At 70.0% G+C, this 18,326-nt stretch carries 17 protein-coding genes; 12 read left to right on the forward strand and 5 right to left on the reverse strand.

Annotated features, from left to right (window positions below):
* Nucleotides 1-50: 50 nt before the first annotated feature.
* Complete coding sequence (locus ACWH43_RS21905) at nt 51-1,040, reverse strand: lysylphosphatidylglycerol synthase domain-containing protein (RefSeq protein ID WP_158448297.1); 990 nt, start codon at nt 1,038-1,040, stop codon at nt 51-53.
* Nucleotides 1,041-1,308: 268 nt separating this feature from the next.
* On the opposite strand from ACWH43_RS21905, the gene ACWH43_RS21910 reads away from it, so the two are divergent.
* Complete coding sequence (locus ACWH43_RS21910; RefSeq protein ID WP_158443487.1) at nt 1,309-1,611, forward strand: plasmid stabilization protein; 303 nt, start codon at nt 1,309-1,311, stop codon at nt 1,609-1,611.
* Between the two features lie 34 nt (nt 1,612-1,645).
* Here the strand turns inward: ACWH43_RS21910 and ACWH43_RS21915 are convergent, their stop codons facing one another.
* The gene (locus ACWH43_RS21915) at nt 1,646-3,928 is read right to left on the reverse strand and encodes an NADP-dependent malic enzyme (RefSeq protein ID WP_158443488.1); all 2,283 of its coding nucleotides are present in this window, start codon (nt 3,926-3,928) and stop codon (nt 1,646-1,648) included.
* Between the two features lie 123 nt (nt 3,929-4,051).
* Complete coding sequence (locus ACWH43_RS21920) at nt 4,052-5,875, reverse strand: methyl-accepting chemotaxis protein (protein ID WP_158448298.1); 1,824 nt, start codon at nt 5,873-5,875, stop codon at nt 4,052-4,054.
* 105 nt (nt 5,876-5,980) lie between these two features.
* Here ACWH43_RS21920 and mutS point away from each other — a divergent pair, with 105 nt between their 5' ends.
* From mutS to hisA, 5 genes are all read left to right on the forward strand, one after another.
* A complete protein-coding gene (gene mutS, locus ACWH43_RS21925) occupies nt 5,981-8,713 on the forward strand; it encodes a DNA mismatch repair protein MutS (RefSeq protein ID WP_158443491.1) in 2,733 nt (910 codons plus the stop codon).
* Between the two features lie 83 nt (nt 8,714-8,796).
* Complete coding sequence (hisB, locus tag ACWH43_RS21930) at nt 8,797-9,384, forward strand: imidazoleglycerol-phosphate dehydratase HisB (RefSeq protein ID WP_158443492.1); 588 nt, start codon at nt 8,797-8,799, stop codon at nt 9,382-9,384.
* 9 nt (nt 9,385-9,393) lie between these two features.
* Complete coding sequence (locus ACWH43_RS21935) at nt 9,394-9,879, forward strand: DUF2628 domain-containing protein (protein ID WP_158443493.1); 486 nt, start codon at nt 9,394-9,396, stop codon at nt 9,877-9,879.
* Nucleotides 9,876-10,532 carry an imidazole glycerol phosphate synthase subunit HisH gene (gene hisH / locus ACWH43_RS21940; RefSeq protein ID WP_158443494.1) on the forward strand — a complete coding sequence of 219 codons (657 nt, stop codon included), beginning with the start codon at nt 9,876-9,878 and terminating at the stop codon, nt 10,530-10,532. Before ACWH43_RS21935 ends, hisH begins: the two co-directional genes overlap by 4 nt.
* Nucleotides 10,520-11,272, forward strand: coding sequence for a 1-(5-phosphoribosyl)-5-[(5-phosphoribosylamino)methylideneamino]imidazole-4-carboxamide isomerase (hisA, locus tag ACWH43_RS21945; RefSeq protein ID WP_158443495.1), 753 nt, complete (start codon nt 10,520-10,522; stop codon nt 11,270-11,272). Before hisH ends, hisA begins: the two co-directional genes overlap by 13 nt.
* Nucleotides 11,273-11,381: 109 nt before the next feature.
* Here the strand turns inward: hisA and ACWH43_RS21950 are convergent, their stop codons facing one another.
* Nucleotides 11,382-12,125: a DUF3800 domain-containing protein gene (locus ACWH43_RS21950; protein WP_158443496.1), complete on the reverse strand. Its 744-nt coding sequence runs from the start codon at nt 12,123-12,125 to the stop codon at nt 11,382-11,384.
* A gap of 29 nt (nt 12,126-12,154) precedes the next feature.
* Between ACWH43_RS21950 and hisF the strand changes: the two genes are divergently transcribed.
* From hisF to ACWH43_RS21980, 6 genes are all read left to right on the forward strand, one after another.
* Nucleotides 12,155-12,916, forward strand: coding sequence for an imidazole glycerol phosphate synthase subunit HisF (hisF, locus tag ACWH43_RS21955; RefSeq protein ID WP_158443497.1), 762 nt, complete (start codon nt 12,155-12,157; stop codon nt 12,914-12,916).
* A 175-nt stretch (nt 12,917-13,091) separates the two neighbouring features.
* A complete protein-coding gene (locus ACWH43_RS21960; RefSeq protein WP_158443500.1) occupies nt 13,092-13,409 on the forward strand; it encodes a phosphoribosyl-ATP diphosphatase in 318 nt (105 codons plus the stop codon).
* A 93-nt stretch (nt 13,410-13,502) separates the two neighbouring features.
* Nucleotides 13,503-14,477, forward strand: a complete 975-nt coding sequence (gene coaA, locus ACWH43_RS21965; RefSeq protein WP_448153670.1) for a type I pantothenate kinase — start codon at nt 13,503-13,505, stop codon at nt 14,475-14,477.
* Nucleotides 14,478-14,549: 72 nt separating this feature from the next.
* Entirely contained in the window at nt 14,550-14,996 is a 447-nt protein-coding gene (locus ACWH43_RS21970; protein WP_158443498.1) for a YqaA family protein, read from the forward strand.
* Between the two features lie 70 nt (nt 14,997-15,066).
* A complete protein-coding gene (locus ACWH43_RS21975; protein WP_158448299.1) occupies nt 15,067-15,417 on the forward strand; it encodes a RidA family protein in 351 nt (116 codons plus the stop codon).
* Nucleotides 15,418-15,580: 163 nt separating this feature from the next.
* Complete coding sequence (locus ACWH43_RS21980; RefSeq protein ID WP_158448300.1) at nt 15,581-16,927, forward strand: hypothetical protein; 1,347 nt, start codon at nt 15,581-15,583, stop codon at nt 16,925-16,927.
* A gap of 6 nt (nt 16,928-16,933) precedes the next feature.
* Here ACWH43_RS21980 and ACWH43_RS21985 read toward each other — a convergent pair whose 3' ends face one another.
* Complete coding sequence (locus tag ACWH43_RS21985) at nt 16,934-18,085, reverse strand: aminotransferase (protein WP_158446891.1); 1,152 nt, start codon at nt 18,083-18,085, stop codon at nt 16,934-16,936.
* Nucleotides 18,086-18,326 lie beyond the last annotated feature (241 nt).

Raw genomic sequence — 18,326 nt, forward strand, 5'->3', positions numbered from 1 at the left:
CCTGTCCATCCCCGTCATTGCGAGCACGATGACGGGGAGGCGGGTTCCGTTCAGCGCTCGCGCCGCCGGATGCGGCGGATGAACTCGTTCAGCGCCAGCAGCACGAGCGCGAGGATGAAGGGCAGCAGGTAGTAGATCACCCGGAAGAGCAGCAGCGCGCCCAGCACATATTCGAAGGGCAGCCGGTTGAGCGCGACCAGCATCGTCGCCTCGAAGACCCCGAGCCCCCCCGGCGAGTGGCTGGCGATGCCGATCAGGCAGCCGAAGATATAGGCGGCGAGGAAGGTCGGGTAGTCGAGGCCGTAGCCGCCCGGCAGCAGCACGAAGAGCACGGCGGCGGCGGCGCAGACCTCGCAGGCGCCGAGCGTCATCTGGCCGAGCGTCGTGCCGAGGCCGGGCAGGTGCAGGTTCCAGCCCTTGACGCGCAGCGTTCGCTCGTCGGTCGCGACCCAGACGAGATAGCCGAGGATGGCGAGCGAGACCGCCCCGCCGACGAGCTGGACGACGACGGGCGAGGTCCGCGCCAGCATCGCCACCGATTCGGCCGAGTAGAACAGGCTGGCGCAGAGGATGGCGCCGAGCCCGAGCCAGAAGGTCAGCCCCGCGATCACGGTCAGGCTGGCGACCTCCGAGGCGCGCACCCCCTTGGGCGAATAGATCCAGTAGCGCACCGTGCCGCCGGTGACGATCGGAAAGCCGAGCGTGAAGGAAACCGAATAGCTGGTGAAGGAGGCGAGCGCCGTGGTGCGGTAGGGGATCGAGAGCCCGAGCCGGCGCAGCGCCAGCGCGTCATAGCCGGTGAGCAGCAGATAGCTCAGCGCGGTGAAGCCGGCCGCCAGCCCGAGCTGGCGCAGGCTGGCATTGGAGAAGGCCGCGGCGAGATCGCCGGGATTCATCTGGCTGATGATGTGCCAGAGCACCGCCAGCGAGGCGGCGAAGATCAGGATGCTCGCCAGCGGGCCGAGCCACCACCAGCGGCTGCGCCGGCGCAGCGGCGTTCCCGGCAGGTGCGTTCCTGGCTCGTGCGGGCCGAAGGGCATGCGCTCTCTGGGTTGCGCGCCGTGACGGATCGGGACGGCGCGGGGACGGGCGGGAGGGCGCGGCCGCGCCCCGGCCCGAGAGATAACGCGTCGGAGGCGATGCACAAGCCGAAGCGGCGAATGAGCCCCATGAGCGAAAGACCGGGCGCCGTCTTTCTCCTGTCAAGCGGCGCCCCCGAAGGCATGGCCGCGCGGCGTGGAACCGTGCCCGCCCCGACACGTTGAGCCTCCAGGAGCTGCGGCTGGGGTTTCAGCAGGGAGCGATGCCATGCCACGCGGCGACAAATCCGCCTATACCGACAAGCAGAAGCGCAAGGCCGAGCATATCGAGGAAGGCTATGAGAACCGCGGCGTCTCGCATGAGGAGGCCGAGCGGCGCGCCTGGGCGACGGTGAACAAGGACAGCGGCGGCGGCAACAAATCCGGTTCCGGCCGCGGCAAGCCCGACGGCAACGCCGCGGCGAAACGCGGCGGCGAGCTGGGCGGGAAGGCCTCCGCCGCGCGCCCCGCCGCCGCGCGGTCGGCCTCCGCGAAGAAGGCGGCCGAGACCCGCCGCAAGCACGCTTCCTGAGCCGGACGGACGTCCGGCCCGGCGCGTTCCGTCCTCAGCCGCCGATGTTGAAGGCCGCCAGCGCCGCCATGTTGACGATGTCGGAATCCTTGGCGCCGAGCGGCACGATCTGCACCGGCTTGTCGAGGCCGACGATCAGCGGCCCGATCACCGTCGAGCCGCCGAGCTCCTGCAGGAGCTTGGTCGAGATCGAGGCGGAGTGGAAGGCCGGCATCACCAGCACATTGGCCGGCCCCGACAGGCGGCAGAACGGATACTGGCTCATGAGCTCGCGGTTGAGCGCGACATCGGCCGCCATCTCGCCGTCATATTCGAAGTCGACGCGCTGGCCGTCGAGCAGCTTCACCGCCTCGCGCACCTTCTCGGAGCGCTCGCCCGCCGGATGGCCGAAGGTCGAGAAGGCGAGCATGCCGACCCGCGGCTCGTAGCCGAGGCGCCGGCCGACCCCGGCCGCCTCGATCGCGATGTCGGCCAGTTCCCGCGCCGTCGGCATCTCGGTGATCGCGGTGTCGGCGACCAGGACGGTGCGCTCGCGCGAGATCACGATCGAGACGCCGATCAGCCTGTGCCCCGGCTTCTCGTCGATGACGCGCCGGACCTCCTCCAACGCGATCGAGTAGTTGCGGGTGACGCCCGTCACCATCGCATCGGCGTCGCCGAGCGCCACCATGGCGGCGGCGAAATGGTTGCGGTCCTGGTTGATCAGGCGCTGGCAGTCGCGGATCAGATAGCCCTCGCGCTGCAGCCGCTCGTAGAGATACTGGGCATAGGCCGCGTTGCGGCGCGAGAGCCGGGCGTTCTGCACCTCGATGCCCTTGGCCTCGAGATCGACGCCGAGGAAGGCCGCCGTCTCGTAGATGCGCTCGTCGCGGCCGACGAGGATGGCCTGGCCGAGCCCCTGGCTGACGAAGGAGGCGGCGGCGCGGATGACCTGCTCCTCCTCGCCCTCGGCGAAGACGACGCGCTTGGGATAGCGCCGCACCCGCTCGAAGATGCCGTTCAGCGTGCCGGCGATCGGGTCGCGCCGGGCGGAGAGATGCGCCTTGTAGGCCTTGGTGTCGACGATCGGCTTGCCGGCGACGCCGGTCTCCATCGCCGCCTTGGCCACCGCCATCGGCACGACCTGGATCAGGCGCGGATCGAACGGCACGGGGATGATGTAGTCCTTGCCGTAGCGCGGGCGGGCGCCCTGATAGGCGGCCGCGACCTCGTCGGGCACGTCCTCGCGGGCGAGCCTCGCCAGCGCCTCGGCCGCGGCGATCTTCATCTCCATGTTGATCGTCGTCGCCCGCACGTCGAGCGCCCCGCGGAAGATGAAGGGGAAGCCGAGGACGTTGTTGACCTGGTTCGGGTAGTCGGAGCGGCCGGTCGCCATGATGACGTCGTCGCGCACCTCCGCGACCTCCTCCGGCGTGATCTCCGGGTCGGGATTGGCCATGGCGAAGATGATCGGGTTCGGCGCCATCGCGGCGACCATCTCCTTGGTCACCGAGCCCTTCTGCGACAGGCCGAAGAAGGCGTCGGCCCCCTCCATCGCCTGCGCCAGCGTGCGCCGGTCGGTGACGGCGGCATGGGCCGATTTCCACTGGTTCATGCCCTCGGTGCGGCCCTGGTAGATCACGCCCTTGGTGTCGCAGAGGATGACGTTGTCGGGCTTGAAGCCCATCGCCTTGAGCAGCTCGATACAGGCGATGGCGGCGGAGCCGGCGCCGTTGATGACGAGCCTGGTCGAGGTGATGTCGCGGCCGGTGAGGTCGAGCGCGTTGATCAGGCCGGCGGCGGCGATGATGGCGGTGCCGTGCTGGTCGTCATGGAAGACGGGGATGTCCATCAGCTCGCGCAGGCGCTGCTCGATGATGAAGCATTCCGGGGCCTTGATGTCCTCGAGATTGATGCCGCCGAAGGAGGGGCCGAGATAGCGCACGGCCTCGATGAACTTGTCCGGGTCCTCGGTGTCGATCTCGAGATCGATCGAATCGACGTCGGCGAAGCGCTTGAACAGCACCGACTTGCCTTCCATCACCGGCTTGGCGGCGAGCGCGCCGAGATTGCCGAGGCCCAGGATGGCGGTGCCGTTGGTGATCACGGCGACGAGGTTGGAGCGGGTGGTGTAGTCATAGGCGCGCGACGGGTCCTCGGCGATCGCCAGCACCGGCACGGCCACGCCCGGCGAATAGGCGAGCGACAGGTCGCGCTGGGTCGCCATCGGCTTGGTCGGCACGATCTCGAGCTTGCCGGGCCGTCCTTGCGCGTGGAAGAGCAACGCCTCCTGGTCGGTGAAGGTCGGGCGTTTTCGCGTCGTCGGGCGATCGGTCATGGAAGGCGTCTTTTTTCTTGAGCGTTTCCTCGGGGGAACCGACCATAGGGCACCGCGGCGCCGCTCCACAAGCAGCGCCGTTCGCCAGGACCCCTGCCGGAATCGATAAAATCGCCAGCCGGCTCAGAGCCGCCCGCGGACCCGCTTCACGAAGTCCCCGACATAGCGGTCGAGGGCCTCGGCCTGCTCGTCGACCTTGCGGGCGGCGTCGGCGACCCGCAGGGCGGCGTCGCCGGTGACGCGCGCCTCGGCCCCCACCGCGCCGATATTGGTGCTGACGCCGTCGGCGCTGGCGGCGACGGCCTGGGCGTCCGCCGCGATGCCGGTCGCGATGTCGGCCTGGCGGTTGACCACCGCGGCGATGGCGCCGGAGGTCTCCTCGATCGTGGTCATCGTATCCTGGATCCGGCTCACCGCGTCGAAGGTGGCCGCGGCCGCCTGCCGGATGTCGCTCAGGGTCGCGGCGATGTCCCGGGTCGCGGTCTGCGTCTGCTCGGCCAGCGTCTTCACCTCGCCCGCGACGACCGCGAAGCCGCGGCCGGCCGCGCCGGCGCGGGCGGCCTCGATGGTCGCGTTGAGCGCGAGCAGATTGGTGCGGGCGGCGATCTCCTCGATGAAGTCGAGCACGGCGCGGACCTTGTCGGCGGCCTCGGCGAGGCCCGCCATGTCCTGCCGCGTGCTGCGCACATAGAGCGCCGCGGCGCGGACCGTCTCGTCGGCATGGCCGACCTGGCGGGTCAGCTCGCGGATCGAGGCCTCGATCTCCTCCGCCGCCACGGCCACGCTGCCGACGCGCCGCGAGGCGCTGCCCGCCTCCTGGGTGACGCCGTCGGCGCGCTGCGTCGTCTGGGTGGCGCTGTCGACCATCTGCCCGGCTGCCTCGTGCATGTCGCGGATCGCCTCGCCGACATCGCCCAGCGCCATGCCGACGGTGCGCTCGAGATCGCCGGCGAGCTCGTCGAGCGCCGTCCGGCGCAGCGCCTCGATCTCGTCGCGGCGCGCCTCCAGCGATTTCTCGGCCGTGACGTCGAGCAGGATCCCGTCCCAGACGAAGCAGCCATCGGCGAGCCGGCGCCGCGTCGATTCGCTGCGCAGCCAGACCGTCCCGCCATCGGGCGCATGGTAGCGGCCCTCGAAGCGCCAGACCTGGCTGGCGGCCATATCCTCCCCGCGCTGGCGCTCGAAGCGGGCGCGATCCTCCGCGAACATCTTGCCGAGCCAGACCTCCGGATCGCGCTCGACATCCGCGCGCGCCAGTCCGAGAGCCTTGTCGATGGCGAAGGAGGCGAAGCGGTAGGACAAGGTGCCGTCCGGCCGGAGCAGGCACTGGTAGAGCGTGCCGGGCGCGCGCTGGATCAGCGTCCGCAGCCGGTAGGCGGTCTCGCGGCGGTCGTCGTCATGGATCACGACGATGCCGGTGAGGAGGATGCCGACCGCGCTGACCAGGGTCATCGCCGGCACCGCCTCGCGCAGGAAGCGCTCGCCGGCATCGCCCGGGATGAAAGGGGCGGAGGCCAGCAGGCAGACCGCGTCGAGCCCGCAGAGCAGGAGCAGGTCGCGCAGCGCCAGCGGGCGCCGGCGCCGCGCCAGCCAGACCGCGAAAGCCATGCCGATCAGCATGCGCAGCCCGATGCCGCCGAGGCCGGTCGCCATGCCGACCCCGCCCATGGCGTAGCGCGCCACGGCCAGCGGCAGCGCGGTCAGCACGGCCGCCCACGGCCCGCCGATCGGTCCCGCCAGGATGACGAAGGTGTTGCGCGAATCGATGAACAGGCCCGGATGGATCGCGACGGGGTTCGCCATGCTGACCAGCGCGCCGCCGGCGAAGAGCAGGCCGACCACGCCGGAGCGCAGCCAGCCGCGGCCGTCGAGCCAGGGCGCGATCACCGTCAGCACCAGCCCGGCGAACAGCAGAAAGAACAGGCTCTGGACGAGGTTGATCAGCAAACGGGCGGCCTTCCGCCGGAATTCGGTGGCGCCATTCTGCTTTCAATTGTTGAAAGCCCTCCTAACGGATGGCCTCGGTCGCGCATTTTGCTAGCGTGCCGCGCGATGCGCCACAGCCCTCCCTCCGAAACGCCCCTTGCCGCCGCCTCGGCCGCCGCCCCGGCCGCGCCCGAGCGCGTCACGCCGATGATGGCGCAATATATCGAGATCAAGGCCGCCAATCCGGACTGCCTGCTGTTCTACCGGATGGGCGATTTCTACGAATTGTTCTTCACGGACGCCGAGATCGCCTCGCGCACGCTCGGCATCGTGCTGACCAAGCGCGGCAAGCATCAGGGCGACGACATCCCGATGTGCGGGGTGCCGGTCGAGCGCGCCGACGACTACCTCCAGCGCCTGATCGCCGCCGGCCACCGCGTCGCCGTCTGCGAGCAGACCGAGGACCCGGCCGAGGCCAGGAAGCGCGGCAACAAATCGGTGGTGAAGCGCGACGTCGTGCGCCTCGTGACCCCCGGCACCATCACCGAGGAGCGGCTGCTCGAGCCCGGCCGCGCCAGCCTGCTGGTCGCCGTCGCCCGGCGGAAGACCGGCGAGGCGGCCTCGCTCTACGGCCTCGCCGCGATCGACATCTCGACCGGCCGCTTCACCGTGATGGAGACGCCGCAGGAGCGGCTCGCCATCGAGTTCTCGCGGCTGGAGCCGCGCGAGATCGTCTGCCCCGACGCGATCCATGACGATCCCGAGCTGAAGGAGTTCTGGCGCGAGATCGCGGTGCCGGTGACGCCGCTCGCCCGCGACGGGCTCGATGCGGCCTCGGCCGAACGGCGCCTGAAGGAGTTCTTCGGCGTCGCCACGCTCGACGCCTTCGGCAGCTTCAGCCGCGCCGAGATCGCCGCGGCCGGCGCCGCGCTCGCCTATGTCGAGCGCACCCAGCTCGGCGCCCGGCCGCCGCTCTCGGCGCCGGTGCGCGATTCCGGCTCGGCCACGATGCTGATCGACGCCGCGACCCGCGCCAATCTGGAACTGACCCGCACCCTCGGCGGCGAGCGCCAGGGCAGCCTGCTCGCCACCATCGACCGCACGGTCACCCCGGGCGGTGCCCGCCTGCTGGCCGAATGGCTCGCCGGTCCGCTGACCGAGCCGGCCGCGATCGCCGCGCGCCACGACGCCGTCGCGCTTCTGGTCGCGGACGGGGGCCTGCGCGAGGATCTGCGCCGCGCGCTGGAGAAGGTGCCGGACGTGGCGCGCGCACTGGCCCGGCTGTCGCTCGACCGCGGCGGCCCGCGCGACCTCGCCGCGCTCGGGGCCGGGCTCACCGCCGCCCGCAAGGTCGCGGGCCTGCTCGTGCGCCGGGGCGACCTGCCGACGGAGCTGGCGCGCGCCACCCGCGCGCTCGGCGAGACCGATCCCGACCTGCCGATCCGTCTCGAGGCGGCGCTGGCGGAAGAGCTGCCGCTCAACCGCCGCGACGGCCGCTTCGTGCGCGAGGGCCACGACGCCACGCTCGACGAATTGCGCCTGCTCCAGGTCGATTCGCGCAAGGTCATCGCCCAGCTCCAGGCCCGTTATGCGGCCGAGACCGGCTGCCGGACGCTGCGCATCAAGCACAACGCCATGCTCGGCTATTTCGTCGAGGTGCCGCAGGCGATGGGCGAGGAGTTCCTGAAGGAGCCCTGGCGCGCCACCTTCGTGCACCGCCAGACCATGTCCGACGCGATGCGCTTCTCCTCGGTCGAATTGTCCGAGCTCGAAGCCAAGATCGCCTCCGCCGCCGACCGGGCGCTGAAGCTCGAACTCGCCATCTTCGCGCAATTGACCGAGATGGTGCTGGCGCAGGCCGAGCCGATCAAGGCGGCGGCGCTGGCGCTGGCCGGGCTCGACGTCGTCGCGGCGCTGGCCGACCTCGCCGCCCGCGAGGGCTGGAGCCGGCCCGTCATCGATTCGGGCGCGGCCTTCGCCATCGAGCGCGGCCGCCACCCGGTCGTCGAGGCGGCGCTGAAGCGCGACGGCAAGCCTTTCGTCGCCAACGACACCGAATTGTCGCCGCCCGGCGCCGAGGCGCAGGGCGGGCGCATCTGCCTGATCACCGGCCCGAACATGGCCGGCAAGTCGACCTTCCTGCGCCAGAACGCGCTGATCGCGGTGCTGGCGCAGATGGGCTCCTTCGTCCCGGCGGCGAAGGCCCATATCGGCATCGTCGACCGGCTGTTCTCGCGCGTCGGCGCCGCCGACGATCTCGCGCGCGGCCGCTCGACCTTCATGGTCGAGATGGTCGAGACCGCGGCGATCCTGAACCAGGCCGGGCCGCGCGCGCTGGTCATCCTCGACGAGATCGGCCGCGGCACCGCGACCTTCGACGGGCTGTCCATCGCCTGGGCGGCGATCGAGCATCTGCACGCGGTCAATCGCTGCCGCAGCCTGTTCGCGACGCATTATCACGAACTCACGGCGCTCGGGGACAGGCTCGACCGCGTCGCCAACGCCACGGTGCGCGTCACCGAATGGAAGGGCGAGGTCGTTTTCCTGCACGAGGTCGTGCCGGGCGCGGCCGACCGCTCCTACGGCATCCAGGTCGCCAAGCTCGCCGGGCTGCCGCCGGCCGTGGTCGAGCGGGCCCGCGCCATCCTCGGCGAGCTGGAGAAGACCGAGCGCGAGAAGCCGGTCGCCTCGCTGGTCGACGACCTGCCGCTCTTCGCCGCGCCGCAGCGCCGGCCGGCGCCGGCCGACCCGGAAGGCCAGCCCGACGCGCTGCGCGAGGCGCTGGCCGGGGTCGAGCCCGACGAGATGACGCCGCGCGAGGCGCTGGAAGCGCTCTACCGGCTGAAGGGGCTGGCCTGACGGCACGAAACGCGCGCCTGTAGTCATCATCGCCCGCCCCTGCTAAAGCGGGGCCGTCTTCAGCCAGGGCTTGAGAGGCCAGCATGCGTTCGGGCGAAGTGAAGCGCCGCACCAACGAGACCGACATCGCGGTCTCGCTCACGATCGACGGCACCGGCAAGGCCGAGATCGCCACCGGCGTCGGCTTCTTCGACCATATGCTCGACCTGTTCGCCCGCCATGCGCTGATCGACCTCAAGGTCGTGGTGAAGGGCGATACCCATATCGACGACCACCACTCGGTCGAGGATGCCGGCATCGCGCTCGGCGAAGCCCTGAAGCAGGCGCTCGGCGACAAGAAGGGCATCCGCCGCTATGCCGATGTGCATCTGCCGATGGACGAGGCCCTGACCCGCGTCGCGGTCGACGTCTCGGGCCGGCCCTTCCTCGTCTTCCGCACCGCATTCGAGGCGCAGAAGATCGGCACCTTCGACACCGAGCTGGTGCGCGAGTTCTTCCAGGCCTTCGCCATCAATGCGGGGCTCACGCTCCATGTCGAGACGCTCTATGGCGACAACGCCCACCATATCGCCGAGAGCTGCTTCAAGGGGCTGGCGCGGGCACTCAGGCAGGCGCTGGAGGTGGATCCGCGCGAAGGCGGCCGCGTTCCCTCGACCAAGGGCGCGCTCTAGGAGAAGGCCATGGCGTTCTACACGGTGATGACGCCGCCCTCCGCCGAGGGGGGCGGGCGCGAGGCGATCGAGCGGGCGCGGGTGATCCCGGACGGCTTCAGTTGGGGCGCGTTCCTGTTCCACGGGCTCTGGCTGCTCGGCCAGCGCCTCTGGCTGGCGACGCTGCTCCTCGCATTGATCTGGGGGGCGGTGATCGTCGTCCACAGCCGCTTCGGCTTCCATCTGAGCGCGCTCTCGCTGATCTACTGGGCGATCGCGCTGTTCCTCGGCATCGAGGGCCGCAATCTCGTCGTCCGCAAGCTCGCCCGGAAGGGCTGGCAGCTCGCCGACGTGGTCGAGGCGCGGACATTGGCCGAGGCCGAGCGCCGCTATTTCGAGCGCGCGCTCGCCGACGGGCCGGCGCTGCCGTCCCCGGCGGCGCAGCCGGCAGGAGCCGCCCGGCCGAGCGGACCGCTGCCGATCATCGGCCTCTTCCCGGAGGCGCAGGGGCGATGAGCCAGTCCGTCGCGATCATCGACTACGGCTCGGGCAACCTGCACTCGGCCGCGAAGGCCTTCGAGCGTGCGGCGGCCGAGACCGGCATCGCCTCGGCCATCCATGTCACCAGCGACACGCGCGTCGTGCGTGCGGCCGACCGCATCGTGCTGCCCGGCGTCGGCGCCTTCGCCGACTGCCGGCGCGGGCTCGACGCCGTGCCCGGCATGGTCGAGGCGCTGGAGGAGGTCGTGCGGAGCGGAGGCCGGCCCTTCCTCGGCATCTGCGTCGGCATGCAGCTCCTCGCCTCGCGCGGGCTCGAGCACAGCGTGACGGAGGGCCTCGGCTGGATCGCGGGCGATGTCGCGCTGATCGAACCGCAGGACGAGAGCCTGAAGATCCCGCATATGGGCTGGAACACGCTGCACAAGCAGAAGGAGCACCCGCTGCTCGCCGGCATCGAGACCGGCCCGCAGGGGCTGCACGCCTATTTCGTGCACTCCTATGCCCTGACCCCGGCGCATGCCGAGGAGATCGTCGCGCTGACCGACCATGGCGGGCCGGTGACGGCGATGGTCGGGCGCGACAACATCGCCGGCACGCAGTTCCATCCGGAGAAGAGCCAGGCGCTCGGCCTCAGGCTCATCGCCAATTTCCTGGGCTGGAAGCCGTGATCCTCTTTCCCGCGATCGATCTCAAGGAAGGCCGCTGCGTCCGCCTGAAGCAGGGCGACATGGCGCAGGCCACGGTCTTCAACGACGACCCGGCCGCGCAGGCCGTCGCCTTCGAGGCGCAAGGCTTCCGGTGGCTGCATGTCGTCGACCTCGACGGCGCCTTCGCCGGCAAGCCGATGAACGCGGCGGCGGTCGAGGGCATCCTCGCCCGCGTCGCCTTCCCGGTGCAGCTCGGCGGCGGCATCCGCGACATGAAGACCGTGGCCGGCTGGCTCGAGAAGGGCGTCCGCCGCGTCATCATCGGCACGGCGGCGGTGCGCGATCCCGGCTTCGTGCGCGAGGCGGCGAAGGCCTTTCCGGGCCGGGTCGCGGTCGGCATCGACGCGCGCGACGGCTATGTCGCGGTCGAAGGCTGGGCCGAGACTTCGACGCTGTCGGCCGCCGATCTCGGCAAGCGCTTCGAGGATGCCGGCGTCGCCGCCATCATCTACACCGACATCGCCCGCGACGGCATGCTCCAGGGCATCAACTGGGACGGCACGATCGCCTTGGCGAAGGCCGTCTCGATCCCGGTGATCGCCTCGGGCGGGCTCGCCTCGATGGCCGATATCGAGCGCCTCTGCGCAGCCGACGCGGCGATCCTCGAAGGCGCCATCACCGGCCGGGCGCTCTATGACGGGCGCATCGACCCCGCCGCGGCGCTGAAGCGACTCAACGCGCGGACTCGAATCGACTCTTGAGTCAAGAGGTTCTTGACAACGTTGAATCCGTTCACTATCTGTTTGCTTAAATGGACTGGGGGTTGTTCCCGGTCGGCGCTGGGCCTCGGTTTCGACCGGGGCCTTTCGCTTATGGGAACAGCTTGAGGCCGTAGCCTCGTATTTCCCCAGTAGCGCTCCGTCGAAATTTCATTGCGATAATATCGTAAGCACGGTTCGGTTGCTCGGGTCGAAGCGTCTTGATTCCAATCGGCCGCGCGAAAAGATCCGCGATCTGAAGCCCGGACGAATTCGCCCTCTTGTCAACCAAGCGGATATCCAGATCGGCCATAGCGGTCCCGCCAAAGTTCGCACCATCCTTGATGCGGCGGAATTCCAGCTCCAGCTTGGCATCCTCCTTTTCGCCCCGCTTTTCGAACATGATCGTCGTCGCGCGACCAGCCTGCCCCTGTTCGGTCAGAAACCGATGAGTCCGCTCCATGCAAAACTGCATGGCGATATGATATGGATTGTCCGGCTCTGCATAACGCCGCGCGAGGCGAGACTTGTCGATGACCGATGCGATCACGGTCGTCTGGCACCTCTCGAGTATCTGCGTCAGTTCCTGCATGAACAGCTTTCGGCGCTCTTCGTTCTGCAAGAATTTAAACGGAGGTTTCTGCTTGCGGATCTCGTGTTCGTGCAAGATCACGTTGTCATGTCCGAACCAGCGGAATTTGAACTCCTGAATCTGCGGCACCACGTTGCGAATGTAGTCCGCTTTCCTGAAGATACAGAATGCCAGAACGAAAATCGGATAGCTCTGGGCTACCGATGTCAGATCATGGTCGCCGCTCTCGTCAACATAGATGACATAGTCAGAGAAAGCTGGCATGGGCGCGGAACAGCCATTCGTGAGCTAGCATGCTGAAGATACGCATCATCCCCTGCCTCGACGTCAAGGACGGCCGCGTCGTCAAGGGCGTGCGGTTCGTCGACCTCGTCGATGCCGGCGATCCGGTCGAGGCCGCCAAGGCCTATGACGCCGCCGGGGCCGACGAGCTCTGCTTCCTCGACATCACCGCGAGCCACGAGGACCGCGGCATCCTGCTCGACGTGGTGACGCGCACGGCCGAGGCCTGCTTCACGCCGCTCACCGTCGGCGGCGGCGTGCGCAAGGTCGAGGACATCCGCGCCCTGCTGCTCGCCGGAGCCGACAAGGTCTCGATCAACACCGCCGCCGTCACCAACCGGCTCTTCGTCAAGGAAGCGGCGGAGAAATTCGGCGGCCAGTGCGTCGTCGTCGCCATCGACGCCAAGCAGGTCTCGCCCGGGCGCTGGGAGATCTTCACCCATGGCGGGCGCAACGCCACCGGCATCGAGGCCGTCGCCTTCGCCCGCGAGGTCGTCGCGCTGGGCGCGGGCGAGCTGCTCGTCACCTCGATGGACCGCGACGGCACGAAATCCGGCTACGATCTCGGCCTGACGCGCGCCATCGCCGATGCGGTCCCGGTCCCGGTCATCGCCTCGGGGGGCGTCGGCGATCTCGACGATCTCGTCGCCGGCGTCAGCGAGGGCCACGCCTCGGCCGTGCTCGCCGCCTCGATCTTCCATTTCGGCACCTACACGATCGGGCAGGCCAAGGCGCATATGGCGCAGGCGGGCTTACGGATGAGGCTCGACTGATGATGCGGGAATGCTCCATCATTCCGGGGCGGACCGCAGGTCCGAGCCCGGAACCCATGAACACCGAGGCGGCCGGCGCAGCTCCGCACATCGGCGCGAAATGGTCGCGACCTGTGTTCATGGGTTCCGGGCTCATTGCTGCGCAATGCCCCGGAATGACGATGGAGCAGCCGGCATGACCTTCAGCCTCGCCGATCTCGAAGCCCGCATCGCCGCGCGCGCCTCCGCCTCGCCCGAGGACTCCTGGACGGCGAAGCTCCTGGCCGCCGGGCCCGAGCGCGCCGCCAAGAAGTTCGGCGAGGAGGCGGTCGAGGCCGTGATCGCCGCCGTGAAGGGCGATCGCGCAGAGCTGATCGCCGAAAGCGCCGATGTGCTCTATCATCTTTTGGTCGTGCTCAAGGCCCGCGATGTTGCATTGCAAGACGTCTTGAGCCAGCTTGAGGCCCGGACGGCCCGTTCCGGCCTGGCGGAAAAGGCCGCCCGGCCGCGTTGAGCAGCGCGAGGACCCGCCGAGGATGACCCTGCCAAGGACTCCGCCAAGGATGATCTCGCGTTGAATCTCGAAGCCTGGATCGCGGGCCGCGTCATGGATCAGCGTCTCATCGCCACCCCGCCGGAACGGGACCTGATCTCGCCCTACCGCGTCTTCTCGCGCGACGAATGGGCGCATCTGCGCGCCGATGCCCCGCTGACGCTGTCGGTCGACGACCTCGCCAAGCTGCAATCGCTCAACGACCCGATCTCGCTCGACGAGATCGTGGCGATCTACCTGCCGCTGTCGCGGCTGCTCTCGCTCTACGTCGCGGCGACGCAGGGGCTGTTCAAGGCGACGCAGCGCTTCCTGATGGCCGAGGCCAAGGTCAAGGTGCCCTATATCATCGGGGTCGCCGGCTCGGTCGCGGTCGGCAAGTCGACCACGGCGCGCGTGCTGAAAGCGCTGCTCTCGCGCTGGCCGAACACGCCGAAGGTCGAGCTCGTCACCACCGACGGCTTCCTCCTGCCCAACGCCGAGCTGGAGCGGCGCGGGCTGATGCAGCGCAAGGGCTTCCCGGAGAGCTATGACGGCGCGGCGATCCTGCGCTTCCTCTCCAACGTGAAGGCCGGCAAGCCGCAGGTGACGGCCCCGGTCTATTCCCACCTCGTCTACGACGTGGTGCCGGGCGAGACGGTGACGGTCGAGCGGCCGGACATCCTGATCCTCGAAGGGCTCAACGTGCTGCAGCCGAGCCGGATGCCGAAGGACGGCACGGTGATCCCCTTCGTCTCCGACTATTTCGACTTCTCGGTCTATCTCGACGCCGACGAGAACGACCTGCACCGCTGGTACGTCAACCGCTTCATGACGCTGCGCCAGACCGCCTTCCGCGACCCGCGCTCCTTCTTCCGCAAATATGCCGAGATCGCCGAGGAGGAGGCGCTCTCCATCGCCGAGAAGCTGTGGAACGGCATCAACCTGCCGAACCTGCAGGAGAACATCCTGCCGACCCGCCAGCGCGCCAGCCTGATCCTGACCAAGGGCGCGAGCCACCGCATCCAGCAGGTCGCGCTCAGGCGGCTTTGATGCCCGCAGCGATCGGGCTCGCAAGGCCGGCCGGCCCTTTCGAGCTGGCTTCCCCCGCCAGGGGCTGAGCCGATGGAAGCGCTCGCATCGCTCGCCGGCATGGCGGGCGCGGCCTTCGTCGCCGCGACGCTGCTGCCGGCGCAGTCGGAGGCGGTCTTCGTCGGGCTGCTCGCGGCGAAGAGCGTCGACCCGCTCGCCCTGTTCCTGACGGCGAGCCTCGCCAACGCGGCCGGCTCCGTCCTCAACTGGTGGCTCGGCCGGCTGGTGGCTCGGCGCGGCGTCGAAGCCCTGCCGGCGCGGCTGCGGCCGGACCCGGCCCGGCTCGGCCGGGCGCAGGGCTGGTTCGCCCGCTTCGGCTGGCCTTCGCTGCTGCTGGCCTGGCTGCCGGTCGTCGGCGATCCGCTGACCTTCGTCGCCGGCACGCTGCATTATCCGCTCCCGCGTTTCGCCCTGCTGGTGCTGCTCGGCAAGGCCGGGCGCTACGCCGCGCTCTGGGCCGGCTGGGCGAGCCTCGCCTGAAGGCGGTTGGCGATTGCGAAACCGGCCGCGCCGGGCTACCAGCGAGAGGTCCGTTCAAGGAGAATTGATGATGAGCATTCAGCGTATCGGCGTCGGCCCGCGCATGTCCAAGGCCGTGGTTCACGGCAACACCGTCTATCTGGCCGGCCAGGTCTGCGACAAGGCCGCGGGCAAGAGCGTCGGCGAGCAGACCGAGGAGATCCTGAGCATCATCGACGGGCTCCTGGCCGAGGCCGGCACCGACAAGTCGAAGCTGCTGATGGTCAATATCTGGCTGTCCGACATCTCGACCTTCGCCGAGATGAACGCCGTCTGGGACAAGTGGGTCGTCGCCGGCGCGACGCCGGGCCGCGCCACGGTCGAGGCCAAGCTCGCCGCGCCGCAGTTCACGGTCGAGATCGCCGTCATCGCGGCGAAATAGAGCCGGGGCACCGGAGCGGAAGCGCCCTGCGCCTTCCGGCAGCCGGTGCACCCGATGAAGGGCCGGGTCGCCCCGCCCCGCGCGAAACACGGCGACCCGGTGAAGCCCTGGGCAGGAGGCGGCCATCGGCCGGTCGAACGAGATCGCACCGCTTCTGGCCCGGGTGGCCGGTCGCCATGCGCTGCCGCCGGTCGCGCTGGCGGCGATGATCGGCGATTGGCTCTCCGGCTCCGGCGTCAGCGCTCCGGACGAGGCGCTGCTGGAGCGCAAGGCCCTGGACCTGCTCGCCCTGATCCGGCGCCTCGCGGCGCCGATCGAAGACAGCGAGATCCGCCGCCTGCGGGCCGAAGCCGCGGCCGCGCTCACCGCCGGGCGCCTCGGCGAGGCCGACAGGATCCTGGCGAAAGCCGAGCTCAACGCCATCGCGGGCGCCTCCGACCTCTCGGCCCTGCCGGTCGAGCGCCGCCTGCTGATCGGCGAGAACCGGGCCGACCGGGCCGCGCTGAGCTTCCTGCGGGCCGTGCCGGAGGCCTATCGCGAGGCCGCGGCCCGCTATGGCGAGGCTTCGACGCTGATCGGCCTCGCCGCGATCGAGCGCAGCCGCGAAACCGCGCTCGACCAGGCCAGGGCGCTGACGCGGATCGGCGCCGATTTCGACGAGAGGGACGGCTACGACGCCGCCATCGCCGCGCTGCGGCGCCTGCGCGAAGGGCTCGACGCGCTCGCGGATTCGGTCGCCGCCGCCGCGGCCGAGGAGGCCTGGGCCGAGGCGCTCGAAGGCCTCGCCCGGCTGACCGGCGAGGCGGCGCCGCGCGACGAGGCCCTGGCCCGCTGCCGGCGCGGGCTCGACACGCTCGACCGCCACGAGGCGCCGCCGCTCTGGCACGCGCTGAAGCTGCGCCACGGCCGGCTCGCCCTGGCGCTCGGCGAGGAGCGGCAGGACGAGGCCCTGCTCGAGGAGGCGATCTCCGCCTTCGCCACCCTGCTCGCCGTCTGGGACCGCAGCCGCGACGAGGCGCGCTGGCTCGAGGCCGAGCACATGATCTCCCGCGCCCGGACGCTGCTCGGCAGCCGGCGCAACGACCTCGCTTTGCTCGAGCGCGCCTTCAACGGCCTCAACCGGGTCGCCCAGTCCGTCGCGCGGGACGCCGAGCCGCTGCGCTGGGCCGGGCTCCAGGACGAGATGGGCCGCGTCCTCGCCGCCATGGGCGAGCGCTACAGCGAGCCGGTGGTGATGGAAGAGGCGATCGCCACCTTCGACACGGCACTGGAGGAGCGCCGGCGCGAGAGCGTGCCGATGCTCTGGGCCGAGACGCGCGCCGCGCAGGCCGAGGCCATGCTCCAGCTCGCGCGCCGCGGCAAGGACAGGGAGCTCGCCCAGCGGGCGCTCGCCCAGATGGTCGAGGCGGTGGAGACGGCCCGCCAGGCCGACCGCGGCGCGGCCGCCGCAGCCCTGCAGAAGCGGCTGGCCGCCGCCGGCGCGCTGGCGACCCGGATCATCTCCGGCTGAGCGGCGTCAGCCGCGCGGACGCCGGGCCGCGAGCCGCTCCAGCGCCGCGTCGAGGGTGGCGTCGCGCTTGGCGAAGCAGAAGCGCACGACCGTCTTCACCGCTCCCTGCGCATAGAAGGCGCTGACGGGGATCGCGGCGACGCCGCTCTCCGTGACGAGCCGGCGGCAGAAATCGACATCGTCGGCCTCGCCGAGCGGCGCGATGTCGAGATTGAGGAAATAGGTGCCGGCGCTCGGCAGGACCTGGAAGCCGAGATCGCCCAGGCCCGTGGCGAAGCGGTCGCGCGAGCGCTGGAAATCCGCCCGCATCCCCTCGAAATAGCCGTCCTCCTTGCCCAGCCCGTAGGCGACGGCCGCCTGGAGGTTCGGCGGGGTGGTGAAGGTGATGTATTGATGCGCCTTGGCGAGGACGCGCATGATCGCCGGCGCCGCCATGACCAGCCCGACCTTCCAGCCGGTGAGCGAGAAGATCTTGCCGGCCGACGAGATCTTGACGCAGCGCTCGCGCATGTCCGGCCGCCCGAGCACCGGGACGTGGCGATGGCCGTCGAAGACGACATGCTCCCAGACCTCGTCGCAGACCGCGATCGCGTCGTAGCGGTTGCAGAAGGCGGCGAGCAGATCGAGATCGGCGGCGCTGAAGATTGTCGCCGTCGGGTTGAGCGGGTTGTTGAACAGCACCACGCGGGTCTTCGGCGAGAAGGCCTTCGCCAGCGCCTCCTCGGTCAGGCCGAAATGCGGCGGCGTCAGCGTCACGAATTTCGGGATGCCGCCGGCGCGGCGCACCAGCGGCACATAGGCGTCGTACATCGGCTCGAACAGCACGACCTCGTCGCCCGGCGTCACCAGCGCCATCAGGGCGCCCGCGATCGCCTCGGTGGCGCCGGAGGTCACCATGATCTCGCGCTCCGGGTCGAGATCGAGCCCCTGCCAGCGCCTGTAATGGGTCGCGACCGCCTGGCGCAGCTCGGGCAGGCCCATCATCGGCGGATACTGGTTCCAGCCGTCGACGACCGCCTCGGCCGCCTTCCGGCGGACGTCGAGCGGGCCGGGATCGTCGGGGAAGCCCTGGCCCAGATTGACCGCCCCGGTCTCGCGCGCGAGCTGGGACATGACCTCGAAGACGCTGGTCTCAAGAGCGGAAAAGATCGGATTCATCGTGGCTTCGGCATCCGGCAGGCAGTGACGCGGCGATCCGCTCTACCATGACGCCGGAGCGCTTGCATCCTCGCCCGGGCACCGCGTGCCCTGCCCGGGGCGCAGGGGCACGCCCATCCTCGATCACGCTCCGCCGCCGGTGCGGATCGGCCCCGAGCAGGCCGGTCGGCCGCGCTTTCGGCTCGCTTGAAAAATACCGAGTGATGAATGTTGACATTCGTCACAGGTCAGTGTCTATTGC

Source organism: Allobosea minatitlanensis, assembly GCF_964020775.1.